We start from the raw sequence: 13,425 nt of genomic DNA, 5'->3' as shown, positions 1-13,425 counted from the left end.
CCAATCTCAGAGACCTTGAGAATTGTCAGGGAGCCCCATGCCATGACCCAGCCTCTTCAGGAATATCAGCGCAAACGCGATTTCAACGCCACGCCCGAGCCCGCCGGAAAAAGTGGCCGGTCGAGAGCGGCGCACGCGCTGCAATATTGTATTCAGAAGCACGACGCCAGCCACCTGCACTATGACTTTCGCCTGGAATTGGACGGGACCCTGAAAAGCTGGGCGATTCCCAAGGGCCCCTCGCTCGACCCCACGGTTCGCCGCCTGGCGATCCATGTGGAAGACCATCCGCTGGACTATGCGGATTTCGAGGGAAACATCCCCGAAGGTCATTACGGTGCCGGTGACGTGATCGTCTGGGACCGTGGTATCTGGGAACCCCAGGGCGACCCGCAGGAGGCCTACGCCAAGGGCAAGCTGCGTTTTCGTCTGCGGGGCGAGAAGTTGTCGGGTATCTGGAATCTGTTCCGCACTCACCTGGCGGGCAAGAAGGAGCAGTGGATGCTGGTCAAGTCCCGGGACGGCCAGGCCCGTAGCGAAGCGGACTACAGCATCGTCACAGCGCTACCCGACAGTGTGCTCAGTGAGCGTACGCTGGTGCCGCGCCACCCCGCCCCGCTCGCCTCTGCGCCACTCAAGTCCGTGGCCAGGCCAACGCCCGCCCTCGCCGTCACCAGCCTGCCTCAGGCCCTGCAACCGCAACTGGCCACCCTGGTTGACTCAGTGCCCAAGGGTGATTGGCGCTATGAGGTGAAATTCGACGGCTACCGCATTCTGGCCCGTATCGATGGAGATGACGTGCGCCTGTTCACTCGCAACGGGCACGACTGGAGCGCGAAAATGCCGCGCCAGGTCAAGGCGCTGCGGGCATTGGGCCTGGATTCGGCGTGGCTCGATGGGGAGATGGTGGTCATGGACGGCAACGGTGTTGCCGACTTCCAGGCACTGCAGAATGCCTTCGACACCGACAATGACCAACAGATCACTTATTACCTGTTCGATCTGCTCTTCCTGGGTAATAGGGACTTGCGGCCATTACCGTTACAGAATCGGCGCAGCACCCTCGCGCAGTTGCTCGAACATAATGAGTCGGAACGCCTGAAGTTTTCCGCTGATTTCGATCAACCGGTCGATGCGCTGCTCGACAGTGCTTGTCGTTTGGGGTTGGAAGGCCTCATCGGCAAACGGGCCGATAGTCCCTATGTCGGCCGCCGGAGCAGTGACTGGATCAAGCTCAAGTGCAAGCAGCGTCAGGAGTTCGTGGTCGTCGGCTACACCGAGCCCAAGGGTAGCCGTGCGGCCTTTGGCGCTCTGCTCCTTGCCTTGTATGACGAAAGTGGGGAGCTGCGCTACGCGGGCAAGGTGGGCACCGGTTTCAGTGCCATCACACTCCTGAGCATCCATGCACGCCTCAAACCGCTGGAAACCGGGACACCGGCGGTTTCCAATCCGCCGACCGGGAGCGAAGCCCGGAATGTCCACTGGCTCAAACCGCAATTGTTGGCCGAGGTGGCCTATGCGCAGATGACCCGGGAGGGTGTGGTGCGCCATTCGGTATTCCACGGCCTGCGTGAGGACAAGCCGGCAGGCGGTGTCGACCTGGAACGCGCCCAGCCCGCCAGCAAGGCGAAGCAGGCACCGGGTAAGCTGCGCCTCACCCATCCCGACCGAGTGATCGATGCGACCACAGGCACGACCAAGCGGCAGGTCGCCGAATACTACGCCCAGTGGGTCGATTCGCTGCTGCCTCAGCTCAAGGACAGGCCCGTGGCGCTGGTCCGGGCGCCAGAGGGTTTGAGGGGGGAATTGTTCTTCCAGAAGCACGCCGGGCAGTTGCACATTCCCAAACTGCTCAGTTACAGCAAGGAACAGGCCGGTCAGGCGGCGATGGTGATCAACCACGTCGACAGCTTGTTGGGCGCGGTGCAGATGAACATGCTCGAACTGCACACCTGGAACGCTACCGACAAGGATTTCGACAAGCCTGACCGCTTTGTTCTCGACCTTGACCCTGACCCGGCGCTACCGTGGAAGGCCATGCTCGAGGCCACCCAATTGACCCTTGCGCTGCTTGATGAGCTGGGTCTGAAAGTGTTCCTCAAGACCAGTGGTGGCAAGGGCATGCATCTGGTGGTGCCGTTGACCCGGCGGGCAGGATGGGCTGAAGTCAAGGACTTCAGCCATGCCCTCGTCGAGCACATGGCGGGGCTGTTTCCTGATCGGTTCAGCGCAGTATCCGGCCCGAAGAACCGAATCGGGCGGATCTTCATCGACTACCTGCGCAATGGCAGGGGTGCTACAACCGTCGCCGCCTATTCGCTGCGCGCTCGTGAAGGGTTGCCGGTGTCGGTGCCGATCTGGCGTGAGGAACTGGCGCAGCTCAAGGGCGCCAATCAATGGAATATCGGCAACCTGCGTGAGCGGCTGGCGGAGGTCGATGACCCGTGGGCGGGTATGGCAAGCGTCCGCCAGTCAATCACTGCGCGGATGCGAAAGCAGCTGGGCATTGCCTGAGCGGTTGCGGGTCGAGTGGTGGCTGCTGACGCTTTCGCGGATAAACCGGAGCGCCGGTTCCCCCGGGATTCGCGATGATCACAAGTGGGAACGGGCATACCCTGTTGGGCAAGCCGGACTCATCCGCGAACAGGCCTTCCCCTCCTCAAGATGCCTTGTGCGTGCGCCTCGCCGCAGGCTTCTTCGTTCTGGCGCCACCAGTGCCTGCGAGACTGCGCTTGAGCAGCTCGGTCAAGTCGATGATATCCGCCCCTTTATCCTCGCTGCCGTCGCCCTTCTCCACGGTCTCGATCTTACCTTTGCTGGCCTTTTCCTGAACAAGGTCGAGAATGGTCTGGCGAAATGCATCGTGGTAATCGCCGGGCGTCCAGGGCCCACTCATGTCCCGCACCAGCCGCTTGGCCATCTCGAGCTCGCGCTTGTCCAGCTGGGTGTCGGTCACACTACTGTCCAGTTCCAGCGTTTCCAGCCGGCGTACTTCCTCCGGCCAGCGCAGGGTGATCAGCACCAGCGCCTTGTCCAGCGGACGCAACAATGCCAGATGCTGCCGAGTGTGTAGAACCACCGTGGCCAGGGCGACCTTGCCGGTGCCCTGCAGGGTTTCTCGCAGGAGTGCATAAACCTTGCCGCCACGGCGATCCGGGCTGAGGTAGTACGGGGTATCGAAATGCTGCAAGGGAATCTCGCCAGCCTCGACGAAGGAAAAAATATCGATGGTCTGGGTCGCTTCGGGTCGAGCCTTGCGGATTTCTTCCTCACTGATCACTACATAACGGCCCTTTTCGTATTCAACACCCTTGACGATCTGGCTCTTGTCGATTTCCTTGCCAGTGACCTTGTTCACTCGCTTGTAGCCCACCGGATCCATGCTGCGCTTGTCCAACCAGTCGAAATCGACGCCCTCGGCATGCACGGCAGTGCTCAGGGAAACGGGGATATGGACCAGACCGAAGCTGATCGCGCCTTTCCAGATTGCCCGGACCATGGTTGGCTCCTCTGAATGAATCGATTGAGCAGGCCGGTGGTGGCGCCAGGTGCCACAGGGCTCGCGGTACAAGCATTCAAGCCTGAAAAAGGCCACCACTCGGCAGGCGGTGCCGGCGCAGGCAGTCGAGTCTCATCCGTGGATCCCTGAGCACTTGAAAGCGGCCCATGCTTGAATGGACTACAGCGCAGGGCGAAGGTTTACTTCAATGGAAAACAGCGAGTCGCGATCATTCCAGATCCTGCCCCGACTGCCCGCTTCAAGACGCGCAGGCCGTGCATCGCCTGGTTTTGTCAGTCGCCGTATGAAGTGCGCCTTGACTATCGACAGGCATTGGCACAAACAATGGGCTGAGCTGGCCTAATACTGGCCATCGAATGGGAATTGCTTTCAATCGCAGGACTTGAGTTATTTACCTTGATACAGGCTGCCTGCCATGTTGAAACGTATAAAAACGACTGATCTTTGCGTTGGCATGTACATCAAGGAGCTGTGCGGCTCCTGGATGAATCATCCTTTTTTGAGGGGGCGGTTCCTGCTCAGCAGTGAGCAGGATCTCAAGCAGATTCTGAGTTCCTCCGTTTCTCAGGTCTGGATCGATACGAGCAAGGGGCTCGATGTACCGCCCGGCGCGGTCAGCCTGTCGCCCGAGGAGGCGGGACAGCAGGCCGATGCACGCCTGGAAGGCATTACCGAGAAAACCACGGTCATCCGCTCGAGCATGGAGGATGAACTGGCCGCAGCCCTGCGTATCTGCGAACGCTCAAAGGCGGCCGTGGTGGAGATGTTCAGCCATGCCCGGATGGGCGCGGTGATCGAACTCGAGGGTGTCGATACCCTGGTCGACGATATCGCCAGCTCCATTCACCGGCATCCCAATGCCCTGATCAGCCTGGCCCGGCTGAAGACGGCCGATGAATACACCTACCTGCACTCCGTGGCGGTGTGCGCCCTGATGATCGCCCTCGCCCGCCAGCTCGGGCTGTCCGAGGAGCTGGTGCATGAGGCGGGCATTGCCGGCCTGCTGCACGACATCGGCAAGGCTGCGGTACCGGATGCGATTCTCAACAAGCCCGGCAAGCTCGACGACGCCGAGTTCGAACAGATCCGCCAGCATCCGCAGGCCGGTGGCGAGATCCTGGTGACGAGTCATCACGTCAGTGCCTTGGTCGTGGATGTCTGCCTGCACCACCATGAGAAAGTCGACGGCTCCGGTTATCCCTCCAGGCTGGCGGGCGAGCAGATCAGCCTGTTTGCGCGCATGGGCGCAATCTGTGATGTCTACGATGCGATCACCTCGGACCGCCCTTACAAGAAGGGGTGGGGGCCGGCCGAATCGATCCACAAGATGGCCGAGTGGCAAGGTCACTTTGACGAGAACATTTTCAAGGCCTTTGTCCGCACGGTAGGGATCTACCCTGTCGGCTCCCTGGTACGCCTTGAAAGTGGCGCGTTGGGGGTGGTGATCGAGCAGCATGAGCGCTCGCTGCTGACGCCCAAGGTCAAGGTCTTCTTCATGACCAAGGGCCGTACGCCCATCCTGCCCAAAGTCGTCGATCTTGCCAAACTGGCCGGCACGGAGCGCATTATCGGGCGTGAGTCTCCCGAAACCTGGGGCTTTCGCCATATCGAAGAACTCTGGAAAGGCGCGCTCTAAGGAGACCGGGAGGCGCCTGGACACTCCTGGGAAAAGGCGCTCTCGCAAGCCGCAGGCGACTCACCCCAGAGGGTGATATCGGCCAAACCGCGAGTATGGGAGCATGCCTCCCGCTTCCCTTGGCATGAACACATCGGTATCGAGCCCGCTCGCATACCGCGGTGTCCTGCATCCTCGTTTCAGGAGTTGGCAATGCATACAACAACAAGTACAGCCCACGCACATCCCCACCACGCCGCGTCGCAGCCCTCGCCTTCAAGCCGTTTCAGAACGTCCATGAGCATGACCGCCCTGGTACTCTTCGGGCTGGCCTACATGGTGCCGCTGGCGGTGTTCTCCGCCTACGGCCTGGTCGCCCAGACCACCAGGGGGCACCTGCCCAGCGCCTACCTGCTGACCCTCCTCGCCATGCTGTTCACCGCCTTCAGCTACGGGCGCATGGTCCAGGCCCACCCCTACTCCGGCTCCGTCTACACCTACATCCGCAAGACCTTTGGCGCTCACCTGGGCTTCATGACCGGCTGGACGCTGCTGCTGGACTATATCTTCCTGCCACTGCTCAGCTATCTGCTGATCGGTATCTACATGTCCGAGTACTTCCCGGCCATCCACGCCTGGGTCTGGGTGCTGGGCTCGATAGCCCTGGTGACCTTCCTCAACCTGATCGGAATCGAATCCGTCACCCGGGTCAACTGGATCATGGTCGTCGCCCAGCTGGTATTCATCGTCGTATTCGTCGCCTTGTCGATCCGCGTCGTGTCCGACCAGCCGGAGCCGGTGTCACTGCTCTCGCCTTTCTACCATGAAGGTTTCAGCCTGCCGCTGGTCATGACGGGCGCCGCGGTGCTGTGCCTGTCCTTCGTCGGCTTCGACGCGGTCTCGACCATGGCCGAGGAAACGGCGAATCCAACCTCGCGTATCCCGGCGGCGATCATGGCGGTGTCGCTGATCGGCGGCCTGCTGTTCCTGGTGGTGTCGTATTTCGCCCAACTGGTCCACCCGGCGTGGAACAGCTTTGTCGATCCGGACTCGGCGCCGGTGGAGGTGATGCGCAGCGCAGGCGGCCAGATGCTGGCCAGTGCCTTCATCGCGACCTACGTTGCCGGTTGCTTCGCCTCGGCCATGGCGGCCCAGGCCAGTGTGTCTCGAGTGCTGTTCGCCATGGGCCGCGATGGTGCCCTGCCACGCAGGCTGGGCCAACTGGTGACGAAGAAGCGCGTTCCGGCCAATGCGATCATGCTGGTGGGCCTGGTTTCGCTGATTGCACTGGTGATCTCCCTGGACACCGTGGCCAACATGATCAGCTTCGGCGCGCTGTGCGCCTTCTCGGCGGTCAACCTGGCGGTGGTCAAGCATTATCTGGTCGACCGGAAACTGCGCGGGGCGCGCAACTGCCTGCTGTACGGCGTGATTCCGGGGTTGGGCTTTCTCTCCACGCTCTGGCTGTGGACCAGCCTGTCGAGCCTGTCGCTGGACATTGGCCTCGGCTGGATGGGCCTGGGCGTGCTCTGGCTGTTCGGGATGACCCGGGCGTTCCGGGTAAAACTGCCGGATTTGCAGATGGCGGATTGAACCTACGCGAGGGAATTGGACCGGTTATGTCCAGGTCACAAGCCAACAGCAGCCATTGCTGCTGTTGGCGCAAGCGCTAGCGGACGTTCTTGCAGAAATGCAGGATCGCCGCACACGCCGCACGCAGCGACTCATCATCCAGCGCGTAGGCGATACGCAGGTGGCCCGGCAGGCCGAACGCGCTGCCCTGCACCACCGCCACGCTGGATTCCTCCAGCAATGCCAGGGCCACCGCCTCGTCATCGACCAGCTCGAGTCCGCCCGGCGAACGTTTACCGATCAATCCGCTGCAGTCGGCGAACGCATAGAACGCGCCCCCCGGTACCTGACAGCGGATACCCGGTGCCTGGTTCAGCAACTGCACCATGAAGTCACGCCGACGCTGGAACACCTCACTGCTGTGCGCGATGAAGTCCTTCGGCCCGTCCAGCGCCGCGATGGCCGCATGCTGGGAGATCGAACAGGCCCCCGAAGTCTGTTGGCCCTGCAGCTTTTCCATGGCCTTGAGCAGCCAGCGCGGCCCGGTGGCGAAACCGATGCGCCAGCCGGTCATGGCATAGGCCTTGGAGACGCCATTCATGGTCAGGGTTCGCGCGGCCAGCCGTGGTTCGACCTGGGCCAGGGTGAGAAACTGGCGACCGTCGAAGATCAGGTGCTCGTAGATATCGTCCGCCAGGATCAGCACCTGGGGATGTTCCAACAGCACGTCGGCCAGGGCCCGCAGTTCGCCGTGGTCGTAGACCGCGCCGGTCGGGTTGGAGGGCGAGTTGAGGATCAGCCAGCGGGTCTTCGGTCCGATCGCTTCGGCCAGCCGCTGGGCGGTCAGCTTGAAGCCGGACTCGGCGCCACAGGCGACAGTCCGTGGCTCGCCGCCACAGAGTTGGACCATCTCCGGGTAGCTGACCCAGTACGGCGCCGGAATGACCACTTCGTCACCCTCGTTGAGGGTGGCTGCCAAGGCGTTGTAGATCACCTGCTTGCCGCCACTGCACACCAGGGTGTCCTGCCACGTGACGCTCAGGCCGTTTTCACGCTGGTACTTGCGGGCGATCGCTTCACGCAGCGCCCGCAGGCCCGCCACCTGCGTATAGCGGGTGTGGCCCAGGTGGATGGCGTTGATCGCTGCCGCACGAATGTGCCCGGGGGTATCGAAGTCCGGCTCGCCGGCGCACAGCGAAATGATCTGGGCCCCTTCGGCCCGGCGCAAGGCCACACGATCGATGATCGTGTAGGTTGCCGAGGGTTTGGCCGCTTCCAGGCGGCGGTTCAGGGTTTCCAGGCTCACGCGTGTGCCTCCGGGTGGGACAGCCCCATCAGTTCCAGGGTGGTGCTGCCCTCCTGCAGTTTGCTCATGAACACGGCTTCCTTGTCGGCGCGCTGCTGGCCCTCCTGCAGCGTGCGTTCGATCGCCGCGGCCGGGATGATGACCACGCCATCCTCGTCAGCCACCACCAGGTCGCCGGCGCTGACCGGAGCACCGCTGAAATCGAACGGCTTGCCCACCGATGGGGTGGTCGCCTTGACGGTGCCCTTGACCGAAATGCCCCGGGCAAACACCGGGAATCCGCGTGCTTCGAGGGCTGCGATGTCGCGCACACCGCCGTTGATGACCAGGCCGACGATGCCGCGGGCCTCGGCGGCCACGGTCAGCACTTCCCCCCAGTAGCCGGCCACGAAGTCGGCGGTGTCGCACACCAGCACACTGCCACGAGGTGCATTGGTTACGGCCAGGTGCAGGCCCAGGTTGTCGCCCGGGGAGCATTGTACCGGGTAGGCCGGTGCGGCGATGAACGCGCCTTTCCAGACCGCGCGGATCTGCCGGTCGACGGCGCACGGCAGACCGCAAGCCTCATAGAGGGTGGAACTGCCCAGGACCTTGGCGAGGCTCTGGTAATCGTGTGGAAGGCTCATGGCTGTTTACTCTGCAGGGAGTGGTAACCGAGGGCGGCACGGGCCTCCTTGAGGCTCTTGCCAGCAGCGATCTGTTGACGAATCCGGGCCTCGACGTGCTCGATATGGCGAGCGGTCTCGGCCACCTCGCGGGCCCGCCCGCGGGGTACGATGACCACGCCGTTGGCGTCGGCGACGACGATGTCCCGGGCACAGGCGCGCGCCTGGCCAACCGAGACCGGCTGGTTGACGGCCACCACCTCCACGCGATCCTTGCCGGTGCGCATGAAGCGGCCCTTGCTGAACAGCGGGTAGCCCTCGCCCAGAGCCTTGTTCACGTCGCGACAGACACCGTCGATCACGGTACCGGCGATACCGCGAGCCAATGCGTACTGGGTCATGATGTCGCCCCAGACCGTGCAGTCGGTGCGGCCGGCGTTGGCGATGACCACCACGTCACCGGGTGCCACATCGTCAATGAAGTCGCCAACGGTACCCGGCGGGGTACTGGCGCTGACGTATTGCACGGTGAAGGCCGGCCCGACCACCACCTGGCTGTAGTTGGCCAGCGCGGCAATGCCGTGGGCTTGCCCGGGTAGACCCAGCTTGTCCATGGCATCGGATACGCCCGGGGTATCCAGGCCCTCGAACAGGGCCACGAGTTCCTTGTCGCTCAGGGTCATATCAGTGCTCCACCTTGATCGCTTCGAATTGGCTGTCGTGCATGACCGCTTCCACCGAGCGGCCGGCGCGCACCGCCTCGACCATGCCGGCCTGGCGCCGGTCGATCCGCTCGGCCAGGTCCAGCACCCGCTCGATGGCGGCGGCCGCGACGAACACCGTGCCGCACTCGTCGGCAATCACGTAGTCGCCTTCGTCCACTTCCACGCCGGCCATGCGCACCTTGACCGCGGCATCGAGCTGAATGAGCCGGTTGCGGGCGCTGATCATGGTCACGCCACGGCCGAACACCGGATAGCCGATGTCGGCGCTGCCGCGGATATCGCGGCTGAACCCGTCGATCACTGAACCCCGGATACCCTTGCGCTGGGCGGCGTTGGCGAGAATGTCGCCCCAGCTGGAGATGCCCTCCACGCCCCCGGCGATGACCAGCACGCGATCATCGGTGCTGATCTGTTCGACCACGGGAGTGATCAGGTGGACGGTGGGCGCAGCGTCCTGTTTCGGGCCGAGTTGTACGGTGCTGGCCCGTCCGACGATCTTCGGGCAGTTCCACAGCGGCCGCAGGCCATGGGTGGCGCCAGGCAGGTCGAGGAAATCCAGGGCGTCGGAAACCGTGTTGGTATCCAGGGCCGCCAGGCGCTCAAGTGGGGCTTTCAAACTCATCGATTGCAGACCTCTTGTAAGGGAGACTTGAGTATCTGCAAGGCGGTTTGATACGTATATTACTAAGAAGCTAAGCTTGTTATACGTCTAACCTATGGATAATCACCCGTGATCAACTTCCGCCTGATTCGCCATCTCTGGCTGTTCCTGGCCGTTGCCGAAGATCAGAACTTCAGCCGCGCCGCCAAACGCCTGGGCATGTCCCAGCCACCGCTGACCGAGCAGATCCAGGCCCTGGAGCAGTCCCTGCGAGTGCAACTGTTCACCCGCTCCCGGCGCGGTGCCCAGCTCACTGCCGCAGGTACGGCAATACTGCCGGCGGTGCGCAAGTTCGCCGAACAGCTCGAGCGCCTGGAACTGGCGGTGCACGAGGCGGTGGCGGGTCACGCCGGTGTCCTGACCATTGGCGCGATCACTCCGGCGATGATCGATGTACTGCCGCCACTGATCGAGCGTTTCAAGCAGGATCACCCGCTGATCACCGTATCGGTCAAGGAGATCGACAGCGTGGAGGCAATCCCGGCGCTGGAGGCGGGTGACATCGACCTGGCCTTCGCCCGGTTGGAGGGCCAACTCGGTCGGCACGTGCAGTCCCTGCCGCTTTCGGAAGATCGCCTGGCGGTCGCCTTGCCCACGGATCACCCGCTGGCCGGGCAACCGTGTCTCGAGCTGAAGTCACTGGCCGATGAGGCCCTGGTGATGGCTTCGCGCGATGTCAGTCCGGTGTACTTCGATTATCTGGTCGGTTTATGCAAGGCCAGCGGTTTTCCGCCACGTATCCTGCACCAGGTTCGCTCCGTGGCGTCCCAGGTCGCGTTTGTCAGTTGCGGCCAGGGGATTGCGTTGGTGCCGACCTCGATCGGCAAGCTGGCCCCGGAGAACGTAGTGATCCGCGCGCTGCAGCCGGAAGTGAAAGTCGTGACCACCGCCATGGCCTGGCATGGCGAACATGACAATCCGCTGGTCGAAGCCATGATCGACCAGGTAAGGGCGAGTGCCTTGCCTTGAGCTTTCAGCCATAGCCTGGACATATCACAGGCTTCGGGGCTTCGTATTTTACAAATCACCGGCCGGAATAGACATTGGCCTCTCCGTAGAAGGAGTCCCTGACGTGCCCCACCCTGCCCGCTTCATCCATGAAAACCTGCCGCTGGAGATCGACGGCGTATCGCTTGAACTGGCGCTGATCCACCGCGTCGGTCCGAAGGCGCCGATCCTGTTCCTGCACGGCTTTGGATCGACCAAGGAAGACTACGCCGATATCACCCTGCAAGCGGCCTTCGACGGGCATCCGTTCATGGCCTACGACGCACCGGGTTGCGGTGAAACCCTCTGCAGCGACCCGAGTCGCATCAACATCCCTTTCCTGGTGAAGACCGCCCAGGCGGTGCTTGCCCATTTCGGTATCGAGCGTTTCCACCTGGTGGGCCACTCCATGGGCGGCCTCACCGGCCTGATGCTCGCCGACGCCGCGCCGGGTCGGGTGCTGAGCTTCGTCGACATCGAGGGCAATATCGCCCCGGAGGACTGCTTCCTCAGTCGACAGATCCACGACCACCCACGTGACGACGATGCGCGGTTCTTCCAGGATTTCATCGAGCGCACCCGCCTCGCCCCGGACCCCGCCAGTGCGCTGTACGCCGCGAGCCTGTCGCACAAGGTGCGTACGGGCGCGGTACGGGGCATCTTCGAATCCATGGTCGAGCTGTCCGATCATGGCAGGCTGATGAGCAAGTTCCTGGCGCTACCGTTTCCACGCCAGTACATGTACGGCGTGACCAACTCGCACCTGTCATACCTTGGCGACATCGCTGCCAAGGGCGTGGACCTGGCATGCATCCCCGATTGCGGGCACTTCCCGATGTACTCCAACCCCGTGCTGATGTGGCAGCACATCAAGGCCCTGCAAGACCGGGCCTGACCGGCGCTCCTGCTGTTCACCCTGTCCCGCACACGCCCCTTGCGGTCGTGTGACGGCCGCGTTTTACCCATCACAATAACAATGAGGTTGAGCCATGCTCGAAACCATCAATGGCTTTCTGTCCGGAAAGCTGCTTATCGTCCTGGTCGTGGGCCTGGGCACCTACTTCACCGTCAAGACCCGCTTCGTGCAAATCCGCTATTTCCTGCACATGTTCAGGGTGTTCAAGGACAGCCTGATTGGCAGCACCACCCAGATCAGCTCCTTCCAGGCCCTGATGCTGAGCCTGGCCGGCCGGGTGGGCGCCGGCAATATCGCCGGGGTGGGGGTTGCGGTGACGCTGGGTGGGCCGGGCGCGGTGTTCTGGATGTGGGTCACCGCACTGGTGGGAATGGCCACCACCCTGTTCGAATGCAGCCTGGCCCAGCTCTACAAGCGTACCGACAGCCAGGGTCACTTCCAGGGTGGGCCGTCGTTCTACATGCAGCATGGGTTGAAGAAACGCTGGATGGGCATGGTGATGGCGGTTCTGCTGATCGTCACGTTCGGATTCTCGTTCAATGGCCTGCAGGCCCACGCGGTGACGCATTCGCTGCAGAACGCCTTCGGGTTTGATCCCACGCACTCGGGGATGGTACTCGCGGTCCTGCTGGGCCTGGTCTTCATCGGTGGCATCAAGCGCATCGCCCAGGTCGCGGACCTGCTGGTACCGCTCAAGACCCTGGCCTACATTGCCGTGACCCTGTATGTCCTGGTGTTGCAGTTCGACCAGGTGCCGCTGATGCTGCTGACCATCGTCAAGAGCGCCTTCGGCCTGGACCAGGCCTTTGGCGGCCTGATTGGCAGCGCCATCGTCATGGGGGTCAAGCGCGGGGTCTTTGCCAACGAAGCCGGCCTGGGCAGCGCGCCCAACGTGGCGGCTGTCGCGGAGGTCAGGCACCCGGTTTCACAGGGTGTGGTCCAGGCCTTCAGTGTGTTCCTCGATACCTTCGTGATCTGTACCTGCACCGCCCTGCTGATTCTCCTGTCGGGCTTCTATACCGCCGGTTTTGCTGGAGACGGCCTGGTCCTCACGCAGAACTCCCTCGCCGCGGTGGTCGGTGACTGGGGACGGGTGTTCATCAGCGTGGCCCTGGCGCTGTTCGTGTTCACCTCGATTCTCTACAACTACTACCTCGGCGAGAACAACCTGCGCTTCCTCCTCGGCGAGAATCGCCAGGCGCTGCTGGGCTATCGCGCTCTGGTACTGGGCTTGATCCTGTGGGGTTCGGTGGAAGACCTGTCGACGGTGTTCGCCTTTGCCGATGTCACCATGACCTTGTCGGCGCTGGTGAACCTGGTTGCCCTGACCTTGCTGTGCAAGGTCGCCTTGCGCCTGCTGGCCGATTACGACAAGCAGCGCAAGGCGGGCATTGCCGAACCGGTGCTGAACGCGGCGGCGTTCAAGGACCTGGATATCGACCAGAACATCTGGCGTGAGGCCGCCGAACCTCGGGAGCGGCGCCAGGAGGTTCTTGGCAAGGTTTGAGGGCCTATTCG

11 protein-coding genes are annotated in these 13,425 nt (G+C 62.8%); 6 read left to right on the top strand and 5 right to left on the bottom strand.

Annotation, left to right across the window (positions count from 1 at the left end):
* The first annotated feature begins 42 nt into the window (after positions 1-42).
* A complete protein-coding gene (gene ligD, locus HU752_RS16745) occupies positions 43-2,514 on the top strand; it encodes a DNA ligase D (protein WP_186676207.1) in 2,472 nt (823 codons plus the stop codon).
* 145 nt (positions 2,515-2,659) lie between these two features.
* Here the strand turns inward: ligD and ku are convergent, their stop codons facing one another.
* Positions 2,660-3,499, bottom strand: a complete 840-nt coding sequence (ku, locus tag HU752_RS16740) for a non-homologous end joining protein Ku (protein WP_186676216.1) — start codon at positions 3,497-3,499, stop codon at positions 2,660-2,662.
* A 436-nt stretch (positions 3,500-3,935) separates the two neighbouring features.
* Between ku and HU752_RS16735 the strand changes: the two genes are divergently transcribed.
* Complete coding sequence (locus HU752_RS16735; protein WP_186676218.1) at positions 3,936-5,156, top strand: cyclic di-GMP phosphodiesterase; 1,221 nt, start codon at positions 3,936-3,938, stop codon at positions 5,154-5,156.
* 192 nt (positions 5,157-5,348) lie between these two features.
* Positions 5,349-6,728, top strand: a complete 1,380-nt coding sequence (locus HU752_RS16730) for an APC family permease (protein ID WP_186676220.1) — start codon at positions 5,349-5,351, stop codon at positions 6,726-6,728.
* Positions 6,729-6,804: 76 nt separating this feature from the next.
* Here the strand turns inward: HU752_RS16730 and HU752_RS16725 are convergent, their stop codons facing one another.
* Genes HU752_RS16725 through HU752_RS16710 form a run of 4 tightly spaced genes read right to left on the bottom strand, consistent with a single transcriptional unit; the run spans position 6,805 to position 9,965 of the window.
* A complete protein-coding gene (locus tag HU752_RS16725) occupies positions 6,805-8,013 on the bottom strand; it encodes a pyridoxal phosphate-dependent aminotransferase (RefSeq protein WP_186676223.1) in 1,209 nt (402 codons plus the stop codon).
* Positions 8,010-8,639, bottom strand: a complete 630-nt coding sequence (locus HU752_RS16720) for an RraA family protein (RefSeq protein WP_186676225.1) — start codon at positions 8,637-8,639, stop codon at positions 8,010-8,012. Before HU752_RS16720 ends, HU752_RS16725 begins: the two co-directional genes overlap by 4 nt.
* Complete coding sequence (locus HU752_RS16715) at positions 8,636-9,301, bottom strand: RraA family protein (protein ID WP_186676227.1); 666 nt, start codon at positions 9,299-9,301, stop codon at positions 8,636-8,638. Before HU752_RS16715 ends, HU752_RS16720 begins: the two co-directional genes overlap by 4 nt.
* Before the next feature lies 1 nt (position 9,302).
* Positions 9,303-9,965: an RraA family protein gene (locus HU752_RS16710; RefSeq protein ID WP_186676229.1), complete on the bottom strand. Its 663-nt coding sequence runs from the start codon at positions 9,963-9,965 to the stop codon at positions 9,303-9,305.
* Between the two features lie 108 nt (positions 9,966-10,073).
* Here HU752_RS16710 and HU752_RS16705 point away from each other — a divergent pair, with 108 nt between their 5' ends.
* From HU752_RS16705 to HU752_RS16695, 3 genes are all read left to right on the top strand, one after another.
* Positions 10,074-10,973: a LysR family transcriptional regulator gene (locus tag HU752_RS16705; RefSeq protein WP_186676232.1), complete on the top strand. Its 900-nt coding sequence runs from the start codon at positions 10,074-10,076 to the stop codon at positions 10,971-10,973.
* Positions 10,974-11,076: 103 nt separating this feature from the next.
* Positions 11,077-11,886: an alpha/beta fold hydrolase gene (locus tag HU752_RS16700; RefSeq protein WP_186676234.1), complete on the top strand. Its 810-nt coding sequence runs from the start codon at positions 11,077-11,079 to the stop codon at positions 11,884-11,886.
* 94 nt (positions 11,887-11,980) lie between these two features.
* The gene (locus tag HU752_RS16695; protein ID WP_186676236.1) at positions 11,981-13,414 is read left to right on the top strand and encodes an alanine/glycine:cation symporter family protein; all 1,434 of its coding nucleotides are present in this window, start codon (positions 11,981-11,983) and stop codon (positions 13,412-13,414) included.
* Positions 13,415-13,425: the final 11 nt, after the last annotated feature.

Source organism: Pseudomonas vanderleydeniana (assembly GCF_014268755.2).
Taxonomy (GTDB): domain Bacteria; phylum Pseudomonadota; class Gammaproteobacteria; order Pseudomonadales; family Pseudomonadaceae; genus Aquipseudomonas; species Aquipseudomonas vanderleydeniana.
This window is presented reverse-complemented; position numbering and strand designations above follow the sequence as displayed.

What these genes read in the sequence shown, in the direction of transcription:
- HU752_RS16720 (WP_186676225.1), bottom strand. Translation starts at nt 8,639, where the DNA reads ATGAGCCTTCCACACGATTACCAGAGCCTCGCCAAGGTCCTGGGCAGT.
- ligD (WP_186676207.1), top strand. Translation starts at nt 43, where the DNA reads ATGACCCAGCCTCTTCAGGAATATCAGCGCAAACGCGATTTCAACGCC.
- HU752_RS16735 (WP_186676218.1), top strand. Translation starts at nt 3,936, where the DNA reads ATGTTGAAACGTATAAAAACGACTGATCTTTGCGTTGGCATGTACATC.
- HU752_RS16695 (WP_186676236.1), top strand. Translation starts at nt 11,981, where the DNA reads ATGCTCGAAACCATCAATGGCTTTCTGTCCGGAAAGCTGCTTATCGTC.
- ku (WP_186676216.1), bottom strand. Translation starts at nt 3,499, where the DNA reads ATGGTCCGGGCAATCTGGAAAGGCGCGATCAGCTTCGGTCTGGTCCAT.
- HU752_RS16730 (WP_186676220.1), top strand. Translation starts at nt 5,349, where the DNA reads ATGCATACAACAACAAGTACAGCCCACGCACATCCCCACCACGCCGCG.
- HU752_RS16715 (WP_186676227.1), bottom strand. Translation starts at nt 9,301, where the DNA reads ATGACCCTGAGCGACAAGGAACTCGTGGCCCTGTTCGAGGGCCTGGAT.
- HU752_RS16710 (WP_186676229.1), bottom strand. Translation starts at nt 9,965, where the DNA reads ATGAGTTTGAAAGCCCCACTTGAGCGCCTGGCGGCCCTGGATACCAAC.